This is a genomic window from Cupriavidus sp. L7L, from assembly GCF_004353535.1.
Taxonomy (GTDB): Bacteria; Pseudomonadota; Gammaproteobacteria; order Burkholderiales; family Burkholderiaceae; genus Cupriavidus; species Cupriavidus oxalaticus_A.
In genome coordinates this window covers 748,440-769,796 of sequence record NZ_SMNY01000009.1, presented here as the reverse complement: position 1 = coordinate 769,796, position 21,357 = coordinate 748,440, and the positions used below count along the sequence as shown (strand labels likewise).

The following is a 21,357-nucleotide window of genomic DNA, read 5'->3' as shown; positions in this document are numbered from 1 at the left end:
CCATCCAGCCCATCATCCGCTCCTGCCGCCCGGCCCGCCGCTCAGGTGCCCTCCTTGCCGTCCGGCCCGAACCAGGGCAGCGCTTCCTGCGGCGTCAGCACCCCGGCCGGCTCGGCCATGGCGTAGCCGGGCAGCGCCTCGATGCGCTTGGCAAAGGCCGGATCGGCCAGCAAGGCCAGCAGCGCCGCCATCCAGCCGGCGGTCTGGTCGTTCTTGCGCAGCGCCAGGTAGTAAGCCTCGCGCGTCAGCGGCACGAAGGCCAGGCCGTGACTTTCGGCGTTCATGCGCAGCCCGAAGCCAACCTGGGCGCGGCCGCCATGCACCGCCTCAGCCACCTTCTCGTTGCTGAACTCGGTTACGTCATAGCCGGCGACCTGGTCCTGGTACAGGCCCTGTGCCGCCAGCAACTGGTCGAACAGCATGCGCGTGCCCGAACTGCGCTGGCGGTTGACGAAACGCGCCTGGGTGCGCACCAGGTCGCGCAGGTCGCGGATCTCGCGCGCCAGCTCCGGCGCCACGATCAGCCCCTGCTCGCGCCATGCCAGGCGCAGCAGCCGCACCGAGGCCGGCCGCAGCCACTTGCGCAGGGTCACATGCGCCACAGATCCCGCCGTCTGCACCGGCGAGACGTAGAAGCCCGCCAGCTCCGACTGCCGCTCCTGCAGACATACCAGCCCTTCCACGCTGCCGCAGAACACCGTGTCCAGCTGCAACGGCGCGACCGCCTGGCCGAGCGCGGCAGCCAGCACTTCCACGGCCGGGTCATGGCTGCCGGTGAAATGGACGCACGATTGCGGCTGCTGGGCATCGTCGAGCTCGGCGATGAAATCCGCCATGGCCTTCTGCACCACCGGTTCGACCGACTCGCGCAGGCGCAGCTCGGCGCGCAGCAGCCGCTCGCCAAAACGCGTCAGCGATGCGCCGCGGCCCCGCTCCATGTCGAGCATGGAGCGGCCCAGCATTTCCTCCCATGTGCGCATCACCCCCCAGGCATGGCGGTAGGACAGGCCGATCTCGCGCGCGGCCCGGTGCAGCGAGCCGGTCTCGCGCACAGCCTTGAGCAACTGGAACACCTTGTCGTTGGCGCGCGGGTTGTCGTCCGGCGCAATGACCGGAAACAGGTCAAAGCGGAACGTCATATGTTCCTCGCTTCATATTTACATCTGAAATTCCGCTGGATCACAATGAACACCCCTCTTTTATTGTCTTTCGCTGCATTCTCCCCGAGTCCTGTAGGGAAAGGCAATTATGTCCATCAAAACATAACTCAATGGGTTCCCCATGCAGCCGCGCCACACCTCCAGCCCGTTCCGCCACCTGCGCCGCGCCACCGCCGCCGCCTGCGTGGTCCTGATGTCGGCCGCGCACGCCGGCGAACTGAAGCTCGCCACCACCACCAGCACCGACAACTCCGGCTTGTTGAAGTACCTGCTGCCCCGCTTCGAGCAGAAGTCCGGCGTCAGCGTCAAGGTGATCGCCGTCGGCTCAGGCAAGGCGATGAAAATGGGCGAGATGGGCGACGTCGACGTGCTGCTGGTCCACGCCCGCAAGATGGAAGACGCCTTCGTCGCCGCCGGCTACGGCGTCAACCGGCGCGACGTGATGTACAACGACTTCATCGTGGTCGGCCCGGCCAACGACCCGGCCGGCCTGAAGGGCGGCAAGGACGTGCGCGCCGGCTTCCGCAAGCTGGCGGGCAGCGGCAGCAAGTTCATCTCGCGCGGCGACAACTCCGGCACCGACGTGATGGAGAAGGAGTACTGGAAAGAAATCGGCATCGAGCCCAAGGGCAAGCCGTGGTACGTCAGTGCCGGCCTGGGCATGGGCGAGGTACTGACCATGGCCGCGCAGATGCCGGGCTACACGCTGTCAGACCGCGCCACCTACGGCGCCTACCGCGCCAAGACCGGCCTGGCCATCGCCATCGAGGGCGACCCGAAGATGTTCAACCCGTACGGGATCATCGCGGTCAATCCGGCCAGGCACCCGGGCACCAACTATGGGGATGCGATGAAGCTGATGGAGTGGATCACGTCGAAGGAAGGGCAGGACGCGATCGCCAGTTACAAGGTGGAAGGGGAACAGCTGTTCTTCCCGAACTACAAGGCGCAGACCGCGCAGAAATAAATCGCCCGGGGGCAGGGGGATCAACCCGCCTCCGCCTCCAGCCGCGGCAATTGCGGCAGGTCCGCCGCCACCTCCGCGATCATGCGCCGGATCCACATGATGTCCGGCGCCGCGTGGCAGCGCTCGTGCCACAGCTGGTAGAAGCGCATGCGCGGGAACGACACCGGCGACGGCACCATGCGGATCGGCAGATATTGCGCATAGTGCGCCGCGAACTGGCGGCCGGTGGTGAAGACCATGTCAGTCTTCATCAGCACATACGGCACCAGCCCGAAGTACGGCAGCGTCACCTGGATATTGCGCTTGTAGCCCTGCTCCGCGAGCGCCTGGTCGATCATGCTGCGCTGCATCGACGCATATGGCGCCGGGGCCAGGTGCGGCATCTCCAGGTAGTGCTTGAGCGTCAGTCCCTTGCGCGCCAGCGGGTGCTGCGCGCCCAGCATGCACACCACCTCATCGTCGAACAGTGGCGAGATATGCAGGTGTTCCGGCGGCGACAGCCAGTTGCCGACCACGATATCCAGCTGCCCCTGTTCCAGGTCGTCGAGGAAGTCCGACGACGACGTCATCGGATGCACGAACAGCTTGGCGCCCGGCGCCAGCCGGCGCACGCGTTCGACGATATTGGGCAGGAAGAAGGCGTCGAGGTAGTCCGGCGCCCCCAGGTGGAAGGTGCGCGTAGTGGTGGCCGGGTCGAACTGCTGCGGCGGGCGGGCAATGCGGTCCATCGCCGCGAGGCTCTGCTCGGCCAGCGCCAGCAGTTCGCGGCCGCGCTCGGTCGGCACCATGCCGTTCTTGCCCCGCACCAGGATGGCGTCGCCGGTGATCTCGCGCAGGCGCTTCAGCGTGTTGCTGATGGCAGGTTGCGACTGGCCCAGGCGCACGGCGGTGCGGGTCACGCTCTGCTCGGTCAGCAGGGTGTGGAGCACCCGCAGCAAATATGTATCGAGATGGTCGCGTCCGTGCATGGCGATGGGCAGCCCTCCGGCGGGGGCCGGATGGGTGGCGTGGGGGATGGGAACGGCGCATAGTGTATGACAAGCACCCCACAATCGGTCAAATCCGCATACCGCTCAGTGCGGCCGGGCACCGACCGGCGTGCCCGCTGATGGCGCATATCACCTGGGTCGAATATTGCATGAAACGTAGCGATGCTATGTTTCCGCCATCCCCAAGAGAGAGAAGACCATGGAGACGCAAACCATCCGCTTTTTCCACCGCGGCCAGGTCAAGGAAGTATCCGACGCCCCCATTACCCGCACCGTGCTGCAGTACCTGCGTGAAGACGCCCGCTGCACCGGCACCAAGGAAGGCTGCGCCGAAGGCGATTGCGGCGCCTGCACCGTCGTCATTGGCGAACTGCAGGACGGCGGCGACGTCGAATTCAAGGCGGTCAATGCCTGCATCCAGTTCCTGCCCACGCTCGACGGCAAGGCCCTGATCACGGTCGAGGACCTGCGCCAGGCCGACGGCACCCTGCACCCGGTGCAGGAAGCCATGGTCGAGTGCCACGGCTCGCAGTGCGGCTTCTGCACCCCCGGCTTCGTGATGTCGCTGTGGGCGCTGTACCAGCAGCACACCCCCGGTGGCGAGGCGCCCTCGCGCCAGACCATCTGCGACGCGCTGACCGGCAACCTGTGCCGCTGCACCGGCTACCGTCCGATCATCGACGCCGGCGAGCGCATGATGGCGCTGCCCGCCCCGACCGACGGCAAGCTGGACCCGAAGCAGATCGCCGACACGCTGCGCAACCTCAAGCGCGGGAAGACCTTCCGTTATCGCGCGCAGGGCCAGGACTTCTTCGCCCCGCGCACCGCGGCCGAGTTCGGCGCGATCAAGGCGGCGCAGCCCGATATCCGCATCCTGGCGGGCAGCACCGACGTCGGCCTGTGGGTGACCAAGCAGTTCCGCGAGCTGGGCAACCTGCTCTACGTGGGCCAGGTGGAGGACCTGAACCAGATCGGGGAACGCGACGGCATGATCGAGATCGGCGCCGCCGTGACGCTCGAGAAAGCCTATGCCGCACTGAACGCGGCCCACCCCGAGCTGGAAGAAATGTGGAAGCGCTTTGCCTCGTTGCCGATCCGCAATGCCGGCACGCTGGGCGGCAATATCGCCAACGGCTCGCCCATCGGCGATTCGATGCCGGCGCTGATTGCGCTGGGTACGGAAGTGGTGCTGCAGCTTGGCGAAACCCGCCGCACGCTGCCGCTCGAAGACCTGTACCTGGCCTACCAGAAGACCGCCATGCAGCCTGGCGAATTCGTCGCCGCGCTGCGCGTGCCGGTGGCGGGGCCGCAGCACTTCCGCACCTACAAGCTGTCCAAACGTTTTGACGAGGATATCTCGGCCGTGTGTGCCGCATTCGGCATCACCGTGCAGGACGGCATCGTCCGCGAGGCGCGCATCGCCTTCGGCGGCATGGCGGCCACGCCCAAGCGCGCGGCCGCCACGGAAGCGGCCCTGATCGGCCGGCCGTGGAACGAAGCCACCGCCCGCGCCGGCATGGCCGCGCTGTCGCAGGACTACACCCCGCTGACCGACATGCGCGCGACCGCGTCGTACCGCAGCCGCGGCGCCGCCAACCTGCTGTACCGCTTCTGGCTGGAAACCACCAGCGAAGCGCTGCCCGCGGCAGCCGTCAATGTCCGTGCGCCCGGCGCCGGCACCATCGCAATCGTCACGGCCTGAGAGAAAAAGGAAAATCGGCATGAACAAGCAAACCGAACCCTTCCTGCTCGACGCCGGCATTGCCGCCGAGGCAGTGCCGCAGGTCGGCATCTCGCGTCCGCATGAATCCGCCCACCTGCACGTGGCCGGCACCGCCACCTATACGGACGATATCCCCGAGCTGGCCGGCACGCTGCACGCCGCGCTCGGCATGAGCAGCCGCGCGCACGCCCGCATCAAGTCGATCTCGCTCGACAAGGTGCGCGCCGCGCCCGGCGTGGTGTCCGTGCTGACGGTGGACGACATCCCCGGCACCAACGACTGCGGCCCGATCATCCACGACGACCCGATCCTGGCGCGCGACGTGGTGCAGTTCATCGGCCAGCCGGTCTTTGTCGTGGTGGCGACCTCGCACGACGCCGCCCGCCGCGCCGCCCGCCTGGGCGTGATCGAGTATGAAGACCTGCCGCCGGTGCTGTCGCCGGAAGCCGCGCACGAAGCCGGCAGCTATGTGCTGCCGCCGATGCACCTGAAGCGCGGCGAGGCGGTCAGCCATATCGCCGGCGCTGCCCACAAGGACGGTGGCAAGATCCACCTCGGCGGGCAGGAACAGTTCTACCTGGAAGGCCAGATTTCCTACGCCGCGCCGCGCGAGAACGACGGCATGCAGGTGTGGTGCTCGACCCAGCACCCGACCGAGATGCAGCACGCCGTGTGCCATATGCTGGGCTGGCAGGCGCACCAGGTGCTGGTCGAGTGCCGCCGCATGGGCGGCGGCTTCGGCGGCAAGGAATCGCAGTCGGCGCTGTTCGCCTGCTGCGCCGCGCTGGCCGCGTGGAAGCTGATGTGCCCGGTCAAGCTGCGTCCGGACCGCGACGACGACATGATGATCACCGGCAAGCGCCATGACTTCGTGTTCGACTACGAAGTGGGCCACGATGACGAAGGGCATATCGAGGGCGTCAAGGTCCAGATGGTGTCGCGCGCCGGTTTCTCGGCCGACCTGTCGGGCCCGGTGATGACCCGCGCCATCTGCCACTTCGACAACGCCTACTGGCTGCCGAACGTGCAGATCGACGGCTACTGCGGCAAGACCAATACGCAGAGCAATACCGCCTTCCGCGGCTTCGGCGGCCCGCAGGGCGCGTTTGCGATCGAGTACATCCTGGACAATGTGGCCCGCAACGTCGGCAAGGATTCGCTCGAAGTGCGCCGCGCCAACTTCTACGGCAAGACCGGGAACAACGTCACGCCGTACGGCCAGACCGTGGAAGACAACGTCATCCACGAGCTGATCGACGAACTGGTCGCGACCAGCGCATACCGCGCACGCCGCGAGGCCACCCGCGCCTTCAACGCGCAGAGCCCGATCCTGAAGAAGGGCATCGCCATCACCCCGGTGAAGTTCGGCATCTCGTTCAACGTGGCCCACTTCAACCAGGCCGGCGCGCTGGTGCACGTCTACAACGACGGCTCGGTGCTGGTGAACCATGGCGGCACCGAAATGGGCCAGGGCCTGAACACCAAGGTGGCGATGGTGGTGGCGCACGAGCTGGGCATCCGCATGGAACGCGTGCGCGTGACCGCGACCGATACCAGCAAGGTGGCCAACACCTCGGCTACCGCGGCATCGACCGGCGCCGACCTGAACGGCAAGGCCGCACAGGATGCCGCCAGCCAGATCCGCGAGCGCCTGGCCGCGTTTGCAGCACGCAAGGCCGGCGTCGAGCCGTCCGACGTGCGCTTCAACGATGACCTGGTCAGCGCCGGCGAGCTGCGCGTGTCCTTCGGCGAACTGGCGCGCGAGGCCTATCTGGCGCGCGTGCAGCTGTGGTCCGACGGCTTCTACACCACGCCCAAGCTGCACTGGGACCAGAGCAAGCTGCAGGGCCGCCCGTTCTACTACTACGCCTACGGCGCCGCCTGCTCCGAGGTACTGGTCGATACGCTGACCGGCGAATGGAAGCTGCTGCGTGCCGACGCGCTGCACGACGCCGGCCGCTCGCTGAACCCGGCGCTGGATATCGGCCAGGTCGAGGGCGCGTTCATCCAGGGCATGGGCTGGCTGACCACCGAGGAACTGTGGTGGAACAAGGACGGCAAGCTGATGACGCACGCCCCGTCCACGTACAAGATCCCGACGGTCAACGACTGCCCCGAGGAATTCAACGTGCGCCTGTTCCAGAACCAGAACGTCGAGGACAGCATCCACCGCTCCAAGGCGGTGGGCGAGCCGCCGCTGCTGCTGCCGTTCTCGGTGTTCTTCGCGATCCGCGACGCGATTGCGGCGGTGGGCGACTACCGCATCAACCCGCCGCTGAAGGCGCCCGCCACCAGCGAGGCGATCCTCGACGCCGTGGAAGCGGTACGCGAAGCGGCAGCGCAAGCGGCCTGAGCGCAGGCAACGAAGCGATCGCAAGGAAGCGCGCGCCCGCGGGTGCCCCGGACTTTCCCCCCGTGCCTGCCGTGACAGGCACGGGGCCGGCGGACGAAGCAGGCGCGCGCCCACCCTGCCCCAGGCAAGACCCAGTTTTCCGATAAGGCCCCCACATGCAGGACGCACCGCTCAAACCCTTCCGCTTCGCCGACGCCGCACGCATGGTGCGCACCGGCGTGCCGGTGGCGATGGTGACCATCGTCGAGGTCAAGGGCTCGGCCCCGCGCGAGCCCGGCATCCGCATGCTGGTCAGCCCGAACGACCTGGTCGGGACCATCGGCGGCGGCCACCTGGAATGGCGCGGCATGGATATCGCGCGCGAAATGCTGGTGCGGCACGAGCAGCGCCGCATCGAGCGCATCCCGCTGGGCCCGGCGCTGGGCCAGTGCTGCGGCGGCGTGGTGCAACTGGCGTTCGAGGTGCTGGGCGAGGCCGACCTGGCATGGCTCGATGCGGTCGAACGCAATTTCGCCGCGCACCGCGCGCTGCAGCGCCACGTGCCGGCCAGCGGCGCGGTGACCTTTGCCGACAGCCGCGCCGTCCTCCCCGCCGTCGACCTGCGGCCGGACGGCAGCTGGACCGACACGGTGGTGCCCGACGCCATGCACGTGGTGCTGTTCGGCGCCGGCCACGTCGGCCACGCGCTGGTCAAGGTGCTGGCGACGCTGCCGTGCCGCGTGCACTGGGTGGACGAGCGCGACACGCTGTTCCCCGGCGGCCTGCCCGACAACGTCGAGGCCGAGGCCAGCGACACACCCGAGGCCGTGGTGACGCAGGCGCCGGCGGGCAGCTATTTCCTGGTGATGACGCACAGCCACGCGCTCGACCAGACCCTGTGCGAAGAAATCCTGAAGCGCACCGATTTCGCCTACTTCGGCCTGATCGGTTCCAAGACCAAGCGCGCACGCTTTGAACACCGCATGGCCGAGCACGGCATCGACCCGGCCAGGTTCGCGGAAATGACATGCCCCATGGGGGTTCCCGGGATTACCGACAAAGCTCCGGCTATGATTGCGGTAGCCATCGTCGCCCAGCTGCTCCAGGTTCGCGAACAGCGCTTAGCCGCGCTGCGTGCGGGCCTGGCGGAGGCGGTGCATCCCTGAGAACCCGTGCCGCCGGCCCTGGCCGGCGGGCATAGAGAACACGAGGCCCCCATGACCATCGATGCCGCACTGGCGGACAAAATCCGCCGTACCCCCAAGGCCGAACTGCATGTGCATATCGAAGGCACGCTCGAGCCGGAACTGATCTTCCGGCTGGCCCAGCGCAACCAGGTGGCGCTGCCCTACCCCAGCGTGGAGGCGCTGCGCGCCGCCTACGCCTTTACCGACCTGCAGTCGTTCCTCGACATCTACTACGCCGGCGCCAGCGTCCTGCTGACCGAGGAAGATTTCTTCGACATGACCATGGAGTACGTCAAGCGCGCCGTCGCCGACAACGTCCGCCACGCCGAGATCTTCTTCGACCCCCAGACCCATACCGCGCGCGGGGTGCCGATCGGCGTGGTGATCGACGGCATTGCCGACGCCCTGGCCCAGGCGCGTACGGAATATGACTTCTCCAGCAGCCTGATCCTGTGCTTCCTGCGCCACCTGTCGGAGGAAGACGCCTTTGCCACGCTGGAAGCCGCGCTGCCCTACCGGGACCGCTTCGTCGGCGTGGGGCTGGATTCCTCCGAGAAAGGCAACCCACCGGAAAAGTTCGAACGCGTGTTCGCCCGAGCGAAAGAGCTGGGCCTGCACAGGGTCGCGCACGCCGGCGAGGAAGGCCCGGCGCAATACGTCTGCGATGCGCTCGACATCCTCAAGGTCGAGCGCATCGACCACGGCGTGCATGCCATCGACGATGCCGCGCTGATCCAGCGCCTGGCGCGCGAGCGCGTCGCGCTGACGGTATGCCCGCTGTCCAACGTCAAACTCAAGGTCTACCCCGACCTGAGCGACCATCCGCTCAAGCGCATGCTGGATGCGGGCGTGGCCATCACGCTCCATTCGGACGATCCGGCCTACTTTGGCGGCTACATGAACGCCAACTGGGAAGCCACCTTCGACGCGCTGCCGCTGGATGCCGCCGACGCGCACAAGCTGGCACGCAACAGCTTTGAAGCGGCCTTCCTGCCCGAGGTGCAGAAGGCCGAGTTCCTGGCCGAAGTCGACCACTTCTGGTCGGCCAGGCCCAAGTCCCCGCCCGCGACGGCCCCTGCGGCCTGACCGGCGCATGCCAATAGACCGGCCCGCCGCGTGACGTAACGTCGGCACGCGCGGGCCGGCCACAAGAGACAAACGATGACGACCACCCCCACGACCGAGTCCACCACCCGTGCCATCCGCGGCCGCGTGCTGCATTTCCTGCGCGACCCGCAGTTCCATGAGGATGCGTACCAGTATTGGGACGACGGGGTGCTGATCGTCACCGACGGCCGCATTGCCGCCGCCGGCGAGTATGCAAAGCTGGCAGACCGCATCCCGGCCGGCGCCGAGATCGTCGACCACCGTGGCAAGCTGATCGTGCCGGGCTTTATCGACACCCACGTGCACTACCCGCAGACCGACATGATCGCGTCGCCGTCGCCGGGCCTGCTGCACTGGCTCGACACCTACACCTTCCCCGAAGAGCGCCGCTTCGCCGATCCCGACTACGCCCGCGGCGTGGCCGGTTTCTTCACCGAAGAACTGCTGCGCAACGGCACCACCAGCGCGGTGGTCTGGAGCACGGTGCACAAGGCCTCGGCCGACGCGCTCTTCGCCGAAGGCGAGGCGCGCAACCTGCGCCTGGTCACCGGCAAGGTGATGATGGACCGCAACTGCCCCGAATTCCTGCGCGATACCGCCGAGACTGGCGCGCAGGATTCGGCCGACCTGCTGTCGCGCTGGCATAACAAGTGCCGCCTGTCGTACGCGATCACGCCGCGCTTCGCGCCGACCTCGACCGAAGCACAGCTGGCCGCCTGCGGCGAACTGGCGCGCGCCTACCCCGACGCCTTTATCCAGACCCACGTGGCCGAGAACCGCGACGAGGTCAAATGGGTAGCCGAGCTGTTCCCGGACGCGCGCAGCTACCTGGACGTCTACGACCGCTACGGCCTGCTGCGCCCCGGCGCGATGTACGGCCACGCCATCTACCTGGACCAGGACGACCGCCGCCGGCTGGCCGACAGCGGCGCCGCGGTGGCGCACTGCCCCACCTCCAACCTGTTCCTGGGCAGCGGTTTCTATGACTTCCACCAGTCCGACGCCAACCGCCTGAACGTGACGCTGGCCACCGACGTCGGCGGCGGCACCTCGTTCTCGATGTTCCGCACCATGAACGCCGCGCACAAGGTCGCGCGCATGGGCGGCTACTACCTGACCGCGCTGCGCATGTTCTACCTGGCCACGCGCGCCGCCGCCGAGGCGCTGGGCTGGACCGGCCGCGTCGGCAGCTTCGGCGAGGGCTGCGAGGCCGACTTCGTCGTGCTCGATCCCAAGGCCACGCCGCTGATCGCCCGCCGCAGCAACCGTTCGGAGACGCTGGAAGAAGAATTGTTCGCCTTTGCCATGCTGGGCGACGACCGCGTGATCGACAGCGTCTACATCATGGGCGAGCCGGTGCGCGCCGCCGCCTGATCCGTCACATCCGGCACTCCTGTCCGGTACCCAATTCCGGCACCACGGCGCCCGCCCTTCGCGGCGGGCGCGCTTTTACCGCTTAGCGCGTCCTTCCGGATTGACGCCCGTCAAGATCCCCACCGGCAAAGCCTTCTAACCTTGCGGTTTCGCCATGGCCGGCATGCGCCGGCCTCATTGGCAGCATTGGCTGCGTTGGCCAACGCCATCCGACCGCAAAACCAGAAGGTTCCGCATGACCGCAATCCCATCCACGCCCTCAGCGCATCCCGAGCATGCCCCGCATGCCCGGCAGTCCGCCAAGCCCGGCCGGCTGCCGCTGCCCGAGCCGATCGCCCCGGACGCGCCATTCCCGTCGCGCAAGGTCATCCGCGGCTGGCTGATCCCGCTGGGCGGGCGCAGCACGCCGCGCGCGCTGGCACTGTTCGCCTTCGACTACCTGCTGTTCGCCGCCGTGCTGGCCGGCGTGGTGCTGGCCTCGCACTGGGCCGCCAAGCTGGCGCTGGGCGTGCTGGCCGGGCTGGTGATCGCGCGCCTGTTCATCATCGGCCACGATGCCTGCCACCAGAGCCTGACGCCACGCCGCGGCCTGAACAAATGGCTGGGCCGGCTGACTTTCCTGCCGTCGCTGACGCCGTACAGCCTGTGGGAAGTCGGCCATAACGTGGTCCACCACGGCTATACCAACCTGAAAGGCTTCGACTTCGTCTGGGCGCCCTACTCGCTGGAAGAATTCAACGCGCTGCCGCGCTGGCGGCGCGCGCTGGAGCGCATCTACCGCACCGGCTTCGGCCCGGGCCTGTACTACCTGGTCGAGATCTGGTGGAGCAAGCTGTTCTTCCCCAGCAAGCGCCAGATGGCCACCCGCCGCCCGGTCTTCGTGCGCGATTGCCTGCTGGTGGCGGCCTTCGGCGTGGCCTGGATCGGCGCGCTGGTGGCACTGGCCTTTGCCACGGGCCAGTCGGCCTGGATGCTGGTCGGCGCCGGTTTCGTGCTGCCTTTCCTGGTGTGGAACGTGACCGTGGGCTTCGTGCTGTACGTGCACCACACCCATGCCAGCGTGGCCTGGTACGACACCAAGGCCATGTGGGCCAAAGCGCAGCCGTTTGTCTCGACCACCGTGCACCTGCGCTTCCGCCATGGCATCGGCTCCGCGCTGCATCACATCATGGAGCACACCGCGCACCACGTCGACATGAGCGTGCCGCTATATCGCCTCAAGCGCGCGCAGGCGCTGCTGGAGCACGCGCTGCCGGGCCGCATCATCATCGAGAACTTCTCCTGGCGCTGGTATTTCGACACGGCGCGCCGCTGCAAGCTGTATGACTTCAAGGCGCTGTGCTGGACCGATTTCCGCGGCCGCCAGACCAGCGAGAACGCGCCGGTGCCGGCCTGATCGCCATACCGACCGCGGCGGCGGTGGACGATCCACCGCCGCCGCGGTTATAATTGCCGCTTCCATTGGGGAGTAGCCGCCCTGCTCTCACCGCGCCGCGCAATGCGGATTCCGGGGGACAGGGGCGTACGTCAACAGACTTGACCGCTTGCGGTTATGGCGTGCGCAGCTCCGGACCCCGCCTGGCCAGACTGGCCCAGGCAGCGTCCACGCCTGGCGAGACCGATGACCATACCTTTCTGGCCGGGCCGGGAAAGGTGTGCGTCATTGGCATCTCGCGATGCATTGCGGCCCGGTTATCCCACATAACAACATGGAAGCCTTCCTCGTCTCCACAGGCATCGTCGCCCTTGCTGAAATGGGCGACAAGACGCAACTGCTGTCGCTGGTCCTGGCCGCGCGCTATCGCAAGCCCCTTCCCATCATCCTTGGTATCCTGATTGCCACGCTCGTCAACCACGGCTTTGCCGGCGCGCTTGGCGGATGGATCACGCATGTGGTCGGAGAAAACCTGCTGCGCTGGATCCTGGGCCTGGGCTTTATCGCGATGGGCGCATGGATGCTGATTCCCGACAAGCTCGACGATGCCGAGCAGGCCAAGCCGGTGAAGGGCGCGCTTGGCATCCTGGCTACCACCATCGTTGCGTTCTTCTTCGCCGAGATGGGTGACAAGACGCAGATCGCCACCGTTGCCCTGGCGGCGCGCTTCAGCGATGCGGTGGTGGCCGTGGTCGCCGGCACGACCTTCGGCATGATGATCGCCAATGCGCCTGCTGTTCTGCTGGGGGACAAGTTTGCCAACAAGATGCCGATTGGGCTGGTGCATAAGATTGCGGCCGCGATCTTCGTGGTGCTGGGCGTGCTGGCGCTGATGAATATTGGAGGTTGATTTCGGGGGTGGGTCGCTGTTGGTGACATGCTGTCGGCTGTTTAGGCGTCCGCTGTCGTTGCTTATGACATGCTGTCGGCCGTTGAATCGCCTGGTTCCGCCCTCCTGGGCGGGTCACTTTTTGGCCGAGCGCCAAAAAGTAACCAAAAAACGCGTCGCCTGAGCGGCTGGCTATCAAGTTGGCGGCGTGGGTGGTTCGGCCGGCGGTGATTTCCGTTTTGGCTTGGGTGGCCGTTCGAGCCTGCTAACGCCAGGTGAGTTAGGGATAGTGCCTGGCGTTAATCGACTATTGAACGATCCCCATGCAGGGCGTAGGCCGCCTGCTGCATGCCGTATCGGTGGGACGCCTTCGGCTGCGCTACGCGCGGGCCCTAAGGTGGCTGAGCGCCGATCTCGCCCTGGCCATTGCCCTCGCCGCCCAGCGAGCGAAGCGACGCGGGTTCGGGCCAGGACACCTCACCCGCGAGACTGAGCCGCGCGCAGCGCAGCCGTAGGCGATGATGCGATACCGCAGGGAGCAGGCGGCCTACACCCGTCCTGGGGATGGTTCAAAAGTGGGGATTCGTCAGGCACCCACACTCACTCACCTGGCGTAGCAGGCTGGAATTGCGACCACGCCTCACTGAGACCAAAATCGCCCATATAACCAGAAGCGCCAAATTGGCTCAGCCAGCCGCAGGCGACGCGCTTTTTGGTTACTTTTTGGCGCTCGGCCAAAAAGTGACCCGCCCAGCAGGGCGGAACCAGGCGGTTCAACGGCCGACAGCATGTCATAAGCAACGACAGCGGACGCCTAAACAGCCGACAGCATGTCACCAACAGCGACAGCAACGCATCAACAGCCGATAGCATGTCACCAACTGCACCAGCAGTGCACAGCCCCAACCCCATGATCACATCGCGGCGAAAGCAAAAAAAAACGGGACACAAAGGCCCCGTTCAAACCCTCGCCGGTCCGGTACTAACGACTGCCGACAACTCAGCCCTCCAGACCGTCGATCACCGATGCTCGGATTTCGCGGGCCGGCTCGGCAAGAGCCAGCCCCAATGCTTTTCAACTCAAACCACGATCAATTCGTAGTCTTCGCCCCGCCTTCGAACCACTGCCCCAGCAGCGCACGTTCGTCGTCGGTAATCTGCGTCACATTGCCCAGCGGCATCGCCTTCTGCTGCACGGCCTGCTGGTAGATCAGCTGGGCGTGGGCCTTGATGTCTTCCGGCGTCTCCAGCTTGATCCCCTTGGCCGCCGTCGGCATCATCTTCGGCTGCTCGGCGTGGCATTGCACGCAGCGTGCGTTCATCACTTCCTGCACCTTGGCAAAGCTGACGGTCGCTGCGGCTGCCTCGCCACCCTTGGCCACGGCGGGGCGCGGCTGCGGCGCGATCATCACGGCCACAACGCCCAGCGCGGCAACGCCGGCAGCAGGCCACAGCACGTTGATCTTGCCCTTGTGCTTCAGGATGAAGAACTGGCGGATCAGCACGCCCGACAGCATGATCAGGATCAGCACCACCCAGTTGTACTTGGACGCGTACGTCATGCTGTAGTGGTTCGACAGCATCGCGAACAGCACCGGCAGCGTGAAGTAGGTGTTGTGCACGCTGCGCTGCTTGCCACGCTTGCCGTGGATCGGGTCCACCGGCTGGCCGGCCTTCAGTGCTGCCACCACCTTGCGCTGGCCCGGGATGATCCATGCCAGCACGTTCGCGCTCATGATCGTCGCGATCATCGCGCCGGTCAGCAGGAACGCCGCGCGGCCCGAGAAGACGTGGCATGCGACGTAAGCGGCCGCCGCGATGTATATCGCCACCAGGATGCCGACCAGTCGGTCATTCTTGTTGAACAGGCGGCAGATGCTGTCATAGACGATCCAGCCGATCAGCAGGTACGACACCGCGAAGCCGACCGCCGCGCCAGGCGACATGTCGAACACATTCTTGTCGATCAGGAACGTGCTGGCGTTGAACAGGTACAGCACCACCAGCAGCGCGAAGCCGCTCATCCAGGTCGAGTACGACTCCCAGTAGAACCAGTGCAGGTTCTCCGGCAGCTGCTTGGGCGCGGTCAGGTACTTCTGCGGGTTGTAGAAGCCGCCGCCGTGCACGGCCCACAGTTCGCCGTCGACGCCTTTTTCCTTCAGGTCGGGCGCGGTGGGCTTGGTCAGGCTGTTGTCCAGCCACACGAAATAGAACGAAGAGCCGATCCATGCAATGGCGGTGATGACGTGCACCCACCGCAGCAGCATATTGGCCCAGTCGAGGATATAGCCTTCCATGTCTTGTCTCCTGTTTCCCTATGCCACCGCGTCAGCTGCCGCGGTAGGTCGAGTACGACCAGGGCGAAACCAGGAGCGGCACGTGGTAGTGCGCGTTGACGTCGGCAATGCCGAAGCGCAGGGGCACCACGTCCAGGAAAGCCGGGTCGGGCAGCTTCGTGCCCTGTGCGCGGAAATAGTCGCCCGCGGCGAATTCCAGTTCGTACACGCCGGCGGCAAGGTCGGCGCCTTCCAGCAGCGGCTGGTCGCAGCGGCCGTCGTGGTTGGTGACCACGGTCTTCAGGGTTTCGCGGCGATTGTCGACAATTTTATGGAGAGTAATCGACATCCCTTGTCCGGGCGTGCCGGCGGCGGTGTCAAGAACATGGGTGGTCAAGCGTCCCATCGTATTTGTCCTTTTGCGATTGGGTTGTGAGGGGCGCCGCTGCCTTCACTAGCACCATTTGTGGGATGGTGCCCGCTCGGTACGTCTGGTAACGCATCCCGGCGCTGGGTTGGTGCGTGGCGACAATGCGCCTGCCCGACCCGGTTGACAACTCCGGGATTACCCTGAGTTGTCGAAAACCTGAGTTGGTTTTGTTGACAATATTGCCGCCCCAACCAAATAATTGTCAACAATTTTCGGATCACCGGACCCTGATACAGGGCATTACGGGGGTCCGGACCGACCTGATTGCATGACCGCTGGTGCCAAGATGTCCAAGAGCCTGAAGCTGATTGCCGGTGTCACCGGCGTTTCCGATGCCGACCCAGCCGGGTCCCTGCCCACCAGGCCGGACAAGCCCGCGCGCAAGGGCTCGGTCGAAGAGCGCATGTACCACGAGATCTACGACGCGATCATGGAGCACCGGCTGCCGCCGCGCACCAAGCTCACCGAGCATTCGCTTTGCGAGATCTATGCCACCGCGCGCCACACCGTGCGCAAGGTGCTGTCGCACCTGGCCGCCGACGGCATGGTCGACCTCGAGCCCAACCGCGGCGCCTTTATCGCCAGCCCCTCCACCGACGAAGCGCACGACATGTTCGAGCTGCGCCAGATGCTGGAGCGCGCGGTGCTGGAAAAGCTCGCCGGCATGCCCGACGTGAAGGCCGTGATCGCGCCGCTGCGCAAGATGGTCGCCAGCGAGCGCCAGGCCTTCCTGACGCACGACCGCCCCAAATGGATCCGCCTGTCCGCCGAATTCCACACGGCGCTGGCGGAGCTGTCGGGCAACGCCCTGCTGGTCAATATGATGCGCCGGCTGGTGTCGCGCACCACGCTGATGATCGCCAGCGTGGAAGCCCCGGGCAACAACGCCTGCTCGTTCGACGAACACGAGGAAATCCTCGATGCACTGGAACAGGGCGATGCCGCGCTGGCCCAGTCGCGCATGGCGCACCACCTCGGCGCCTGCGCCGACCGCGTGCAGCCGGACGAGCCGGGCAGCTTCGATCTTCGCAGCGTGCTAGGCCGCTCCACCTAGCCCGGTGTTCCCGCCACGCCCCCCCGCAAGAAGCAGGCCGAACGCCCGCCGTCCGCACCGCGTCCAGGCAGTGCAAACGAGAGCGCAGCAACGGCAGGCCGACAACAACGATAGCAAGGCCGGCAACACGCATTGCCGGCACAGAACTGGCGCGGGCGTGGCGTTCCCATCAAACCAAAGGAGAGGAGACGCACCAATGAATTCCGCAAGCACCACGGTCCCGACGGACCTCACCAACGAGCGTTTGCCTTCAGGGCGCCTGCTCGCGCTTGGTTTGCAGCACGTTCTGGTGATGTACGCCGGCACGGTTGCCGTACCGCTGATCGTCGGCGGCGCGCTCAAGCTGCCCAAGGACCAGCTGGCCTTCCTGATCAACGCGGACCTCTTCGCCGCGGGCCTGGCGACGCTGATCCAGGCCATCGGCTTCTGGAAATTCGGCATCCGCCTGCCGGTGATGATGGGCGTGACCTTTGCCTCGGTGGCGCCGATGATCGCCATCGGCACCGATCCCAACGTCGGCCTGCTCGGCATCTACGGCGCGGTGATCGCCTCCGGGATCTTCGGCATCCTGATTTCGCCGATGATGGGGCGCATGCTCGGATTATTCCCGCCGGTGGTGACCGGCACGGTGATCACGCTGATCGGCGTGTCGCTGATGCGCGTCGGCATCAACTGGGCGGCCGGCGGCCAGCCCACCACGCGCGCGGTGATCGACGGCGTGGCCAAGGAAGTGCCCAACCTCGCCTACGGCGACCTGACCAACCTCGGCATCGCCGGGCTGACGCTGGTGACCATCCTGCTGCTGACCAAGTACGGCCGCGGCCTGGTCGCCAACTGCGCGGTGCTGCTGGGCATCATCATCGGCACGCTGGTGGCGATGGGCATGGGCAAGGTGTCGTTCGAAGGCCTGGATGAAGCCAGCTTTGTCGCCGTCATCACGCCGCTGCATTTCGGCATCCCGACCTTCGAGGTGACCGCGATCCTGTCGATGTGCATCGTCATGCTGATCACGCTGGTGGAATCGACCGGCATGTTCCTGGCGCTGTCGGACATCACCGGCAAGAAGCTGAGCAACGACGACCTGACCCGCGGCCTGCGCGCCGATGGCCTGGGCACCGTGATCGGCGGCATCTTCAACACCTTCCCGTACACCTCGTTCTCGCAGAACGTGGGCCTGGTCACCGTGACCGGCGTGCGCTCGCGCTACGTGGCGGCTGCCGGCGGCATCATCCTGATCGCCTTCGGCCTGTTTCCCAAGATGGCCCACGTGGTGGCCTCGGTGCCGCAGTTCGTGCTGGGCGGCGCCGGCATCGTGATGTTCGGCATGGTCGCCGCCACCGGCATCCGCATCCTGGGCTCGTGCGATTTCAACCGCAACCGCCACAACCTGTTCATCGTCGCCATCTCGATCGGCTTCGGCATGATCCCGACGCTGGCACCGACGTTCTTCCAGTACCTGCCCAAGTGGACCGGCCCCTTCACCCATAGCGGCATCGTGCTCGGCACGATCGTGGCCGTGGCGCTGAACCTGTTCTACAACGGCATCCAGTCGCGCGAGGAAGCGATGCGCAACGCCGCCGCCAATTCGCACGGCACCGAGTAGCGGTTATATCGAAGTACGCCGCCGGGCCAGTGACTGGCACGCTCATTGCACAGTCGACGGCGCTTGCGGGCGCCGCGGCCCGGACGGTTCCCCCTGAAGCAAGCAACGACCATGACAACAGAGAACTATCCACGCGATCTCATCGGTTACGGCGCCCGGCCGCCGCACGCCCGCTGGCCGGGCGGCGCGCGCATCGCCGTGCAGTTCGTGCTCAACTACGAAGAAGGCGGCGAGAACTGCGTGCTGCACGGCGACGCCGCCTCCGAGCAGTTCCTCTCCGAGATCGTCGGCGCCGCGGCCTACCCCGACCGCCACATGAGCATGGAGGGCATCTATGAATACGGCTCGCGCGCGGGCGTCTGGCGCATCCTGCGCGAGTTCGAGAAGCGGGGCCTGCCGCTGACCATCTTCGGCGTGTCGATGGCGCTGCAGCGCCATGCCGAACTGACGCGCGCCTTCGTCGAGCTGGGCCACGAGATCGCCTGCCACGGCTGGCGCTGGATCCACTACCAGAACATCGACGAGGCCACCGAGCGCGAGCACATGCGCATCGGCATGCAGATCATCAAGGAGCTGACCGGCGAGCTGCCGCTGGGCTGGTACACCGGCCGCGACAGCCCCAACACGCGCCGGCTTGTAGTCGAGCACGGCGGCTTGCTGTACGACTCCGACTACTACGGCGATGACCTGCCCTTCTGGACCGAAGTGGAAGTCACCGGCGGCGAGAGGAAGCCGCACCTGGTGGTGCCGTACACGCTGGACTCGAACGACATGCGCTTTGCCACGCCGCAGGGCTTCAACACCGGCGAGCAGTTCTTCCAGTACCTGAAGGATTCGTTCGACGTCCTCTACGAGGAAGGCGATCCCGCAGGACAGGACAGCCCCAAGATGCTGTCGATCGGCATGCACTGCCGGCTGCTCGGCCGCCCCGGCCGCTTCCGCGCGCTGCAGCGCTTCCTCGACTATGTGCAGGGCCATGACAAGGTGTGGATCTGCCGCCGTGTCGACATCGCCCGCCACTGGGCCGAGACCCACCCCTACACGCCCGCCAAGTAACCCGGATCCAGCATGAGCCAGACCTACACCCTCGCCCAACTCAACACCATGCCTGTCGCGGAATTCGTGCAGGTGCTGGGCGGCATCTATGAACATTCGCCGTGGTTCGCCGAGGCCGCCGCCACGCAACGCCCCTTTGCCGATGCCGCCGCGCTGGCGCAGGCGCTGCGCAGCGCCGTGGATGAAGCCGGCGAGGCCGCGCAGCTGAAGCTGGTGCGCGCCCACCCCGAGCTTGCCGGCAAGGCCGCGGTGCGCGGCGAGCTGACTGCCGAGTCCACGCGCGAGCAAAGCGGCGCCGGCCTGAACCTGTGCACGCCGGAAGAGTTCGATCGCCTGCAGGCGCTCAACGCCGCATACAACCAGAAGTTCGGCTTTCCGTTCATCCTCGCCGTGCGTGGCTACGACCGCCACGGGATCATCGCGGAGTTCGCGCGCCGCGTAGAAAACTCGCCGAAAGACGAGTTGCAAACTTGCATCAACCAGATCCATCGCATTGCGCAGTTCCGTCTTGACGACTTAGTATCCGCCTGAGAAAAAAAGCGTCACCTGTATAACAAAAAACGCTGTACCCGATGCCGCCGGTCCCCAAGCAACACCACACCACACCGAGCCAAAGCCAGGCGGCACGAATAAAAGCACAAAGACATTAAAAGAACCCGACAGGGACCCAGTACACAACGTTCCAAGCAGGATCCAGAAACCACGGAGGTCTAAACATGCAGAAGCAGTACAAGCCGGCAATGAAGCTGGCAGCGGTAGCGGCTACCCTTCTTTCCGGCACGGCCATGGCCCAGTCCAGCGTGACGCTGTACGGCCAGGCCGACATGTTCGTCGGTGCGGTCAAGAGCCCGGGTGTGGGCGAGCGCGCATGGGTCGCCAATTCGGGCGGGATGCAGACGTCTTACTGGGGTATCAAGGGCACCGAGGACCTGGGTGGCGGCACCAAGGCCATCTTCGACCTGAACGGCTTCTTCCGTACCGACAGCGGCAACAGCGGGCGCTTCAACGGCGACTCGATGTTCAGCCGCAACGCCTTTGTCGGCCTGCAGAACGACAAGGCCGGCACCATCAAGCTGGGCCGCAACACCACGCCGTACTTCGTGTCGACCATCCTGTTCAACCCGCTGATCGACTCGTACGTGTTCTCGCCGACGATCTTCCACACCTACTTCGGCGCGACCAGCGGCGCGGTGGTGGATCCGGGCGTCATCGGCGACTCGGGCTGGAACAACTCAGTGCTGTACTCAACGCCGAATTTCGGCGGCCTGACCGCCAACTTCATCTATGCCTTCGGCGAGCAAGCCGGCGCCGCCGGCAAGAACAAGTGGGGCGGCAACCTGATGTACTTCAGCGGCCCGTTCGCGGCCACCGTTGCCTACCAGCAGGTGCGCTTCGACAACGTGCCGACCGACCTGTCCAATGCCGGCCTGTCGCGCCAGGACGCCGCCCAGATCGGCCTGTCCTACGACTTCAACGTAGTCAAGCTGTTCGCGCAGGGCCAGTACATCAAGACCCGCGCCACCACCGCGCCGTCGGGCGACACCAAGCACATCGACGGCCAGTTTGGTGCCTCCGTACCCATCGGCGCCGGCAGCCTGCTGGCCTCCTACGCATACGGCAAGGTCGACAACTCGCTGGGCGACTTCAAGCGCAACACCTTCGCGGTCGCCTACGACTACAACCTGTCCAAGCGTACCGACGTGTACGCCGCCTATTACTACGACAAGATCACCGGCATCGAGCACGGCGATACCTTCGGCGTGGGCGTGCGCCACAAGTTCTGATGGCGTAATCGCCGCACCGGCAGTCCTGATGCCCGCCCTTCCGGCGGGCTT

17 protein-coding genes and 1 riboswitch are annotated in these 21,357 nt (G+C 66.1%); of the genes, 13 read left to right on the top strand and 4 right to left on the bottom strand.

The window, feature by feature from the left end; all coding sequences use genetic code 11:
• Window positions 1–41: 41 nt before the first annotated feature.
• Window positions 42–1,139, bottom strand: coding sequence for a substrate-binding domain-containing protein (locus tag E1J61_RS11435; RefSeq protein ID WP_133094137.1), 1,098 nt, complete (start codon window positions 1,137–1,139; stop codon window positions 42–44).
• 142 nt (window positions 1,140–1,281) lie between these two features.
• Here E1J61_RS11435 and E1J61_RS11430 point away from each other — a divergent pair, with 142 nt between their 5' ends.
• The gene (locus E1J61_RS11430) at window positions 1,282–2,127 is read left to right on the top strand and encodes a substrate-binding domain-containing protein (RefSeq protein WP_133094136.1); all 846 of its coding nucleotides are present in this window, start codon (window positions 1,282–1,284) and stop codon (window positions 2,125–2,127) included.
• 20 nt (window positions 2,128–2,147) lie between these two features.
• On the opposite strand, the gene E1J61_RS11425 is transcribed toward E1J61_RS11430, so the two are convergent.
• The gene (locus tag E1J61_RS11425) at window positions 2,148–3,095 is read right to left on the bottom strand and encodes a LysR substrate-binding domain-containing protein (RefSeq protein ID WP_063241445.1); all 948 of its coding nucleotides are present in this window, start codon (window positions 3,093–3,095) and stop codon (window positions 2,148–2,150) included.
• Between the two features lie 220 nt (window positions 3,096–3,315).
• Here E1J61_RS11425 and xdhA point away from each other — a divergent pair, with 220 nt between their 5' ends.
• From xdhA to E1J61_RS11390, 7 genes are all read left to right on the top strand, one after another.
• Window positions 3,316–4,818, top strand: a complete 1,503-nt coding sequence (gene xdhA, locus E1J61_RS11420) for a xanthine dehydrogenase small subunit (protein WP_133094135.1) — start codon at window positions 3,316–3,318, stop codon at window positions 4,816–4,818.
• Window positions 4,819–4,837: 19 nt separating this feature from the next.
• On the top strand, window positions 4,838–7,192 hold the full coding sequence (xdhB, locus tag E1J61_RS11415; protein ID WP_133094134.1) for a xanthine dehydrogenase molybdopterin binding subunit: 2,355 nt from the start codon (window positions 4,838–4,840) through the stop codon (window positions 7,190–7,192).
• A gap of 155 nt (window positions 7,193–7,347) precedes the next feature.
• Window positions 7,348–8,337, top strand: a complete 990-nt coding sequence (gene xdhC, locus E1J61_RS11410; protein WP_133094133.1) for a xanthine dehydrogenase accessory protein XdhC — start codon at window positions 7,348–7,350, stop codon at window positions 8,335–8,337.
• Between the two features lie 51 nt (window positions 8,338–8,388).
• A complete protein-coding gene (locus tag E1J61_RS11405; RefSeq protein ID WP_133094132.1) occupies window positions 8,389–9,444 on the top strand; it encodes an adenosine deaminase in 1,056 nt (351 codons plus the stop codon).
• A gap of 75 nt (window positions 9,445–9,519) precedes the next feature.
• A complete protein-coding gene (guaD, locus tag E1J61_RS11400; protein ID WP_133094131.1) occupies window positions 9,520–10,839 on the top strand; it encodes a guanine deaminase in 1,320 nt (439 codons plus the stop codon).
• A gap of 235 nt (window positions 10,840–11,074) precedes the next feature.
• Window positions 11,075–12,235 carry a fatty acid desaturase gene (locus E1J61_RS11395; protein ID WP_240804976.1) on the top strand — a complete coding sequence of 387 codons (1,161 nt, stop codon included), beginning with the start codon at window positions 11,075–11,077 and terminating at the stop codon, window positions 12,233–12,235.
• A 49-nt stretch (window positions 12,236–12,284) separates the two neighbouring features.
• Window positions 12,285–12,484, top strand: a riboswitch (yybP-ykoY riboswitch).
• A gap of 64 nt (window positions 12,485–12,548) precedes the next feature.
• Entirely contained in the window at window positions 12,549–13,124 is a 576-nt protein-coding gene (locus tag E1J61_RS11390) for a TMEM165/GDT1 family protein (protein WP_133094130.1), read from the top strand.
• 1,070 nt (window positions 13,125–14,194) lie between these two features.
• On the opposite strand, the gene E1J61_RS11385 is transcribed toward E1J61_RS11390, so the two are convergent.
• Together E1J61_RS11385 and uraH are read right to left on the bottom strand one after the other, a co-directional pair.
• Entirely contained in the window at window positions 14,195–15,400 is a 1,206-nt protein-coding gene (locus tag E1J61_RS11385; RefSeq protein WP_133094129.1) for a urate hydroxylase PuuD, read from the bottom strand.
• Between the two features lie 31 nt (window positions 15,401–15,431).
• On the bottom strand, window positions 15,432–15,785 hold the full coding sequence (uraH, locus tag E1J61_RS11380) for a hydroxyisourate hydrolase (RefSeq protein ID WP_133094128.1): 354 nt from the start codon (window positions 15,783–15,785) through the stop codon (window positions 15,432–15,434).
• A gap of 310 nt (window positions 15,786–16,095) precedes the next feature.
• Here uraH and E1J61_RS11375 point away from each other — a divergent pair, with 310 nt between their 5' ends.
• The 5 genes from E1J61_RS11375 to E1J61_RS11355 all read left to right on the top strand — a co-directional run bounded on the left by E1J61_RS11375 (window position 16,096) and on the right by E1J61_RS11355 (window position 21,306).
• Window positions 16,096–16,863, top strand: a complete 768-nt coding sequence (locus E1J61_RS11375; RefSeq protein ID WP_133094127.1) for a GntR family transcriptional regulator — start codon at window positions 16,096–16,098, stop codon at window positions 16,861–16,863.
• A gap of 196 nt (window positions 16,864–17,059) precedes the next feature.
• The gene (locus E1J61_RS11370; protein ID WP_133094126.1) at window positions 17,060–18,466 is read left to right on the top strand and encodes a nucleobase:cation symporter-2 family protein; all 1,407 of its coding nucleotides are present in this window, start codon (window positions 17,060–17,062) and stop codon (window positions 18,464–18,466) included.
• A gap of 111 nt (window positions 18,467–18,577) precedes the next feature.
• Window positions 18,578–19,522, top strand: coding sequence for an allantoinase PuuE (puuE, locus tag E1J61_RS11365; RefSeq protein ID WP_133094125.1), 945 nt, complete (start codon window positions 18,578–18,580; stop codon window positions 19,520–19,522).
• A gap of 12 nt (window positions 19,523–19,534) precedes the next feature.
• Complete coding sequence (gene uraD, locus E1J61_RS11360) at window positions 19,535–20,053, top strand: 2-oxo-4-hydroxy-4-carboxy-5-ureidoimidazoline decarboxylase (protein WP_133094124.1); 519 nt, start codon at window positions 19,535–19,537, stop codon at window positions 20,051–20,053.
• Window positions 20,054–20,238: 185 nt separating this feature from the next.
• On the top strand, window positions 20,239–21,306 hold the full coding sequence (locus E1J61_RS11355; protein WP_133094123.1) for a porin: 1,068 nt from the start codon (window positions 20,239–20,241) through the stop codon (window positions 21,304–21,306).
• Window positions 21,307–21,357 lie beyond the last annotated feature (51 nt).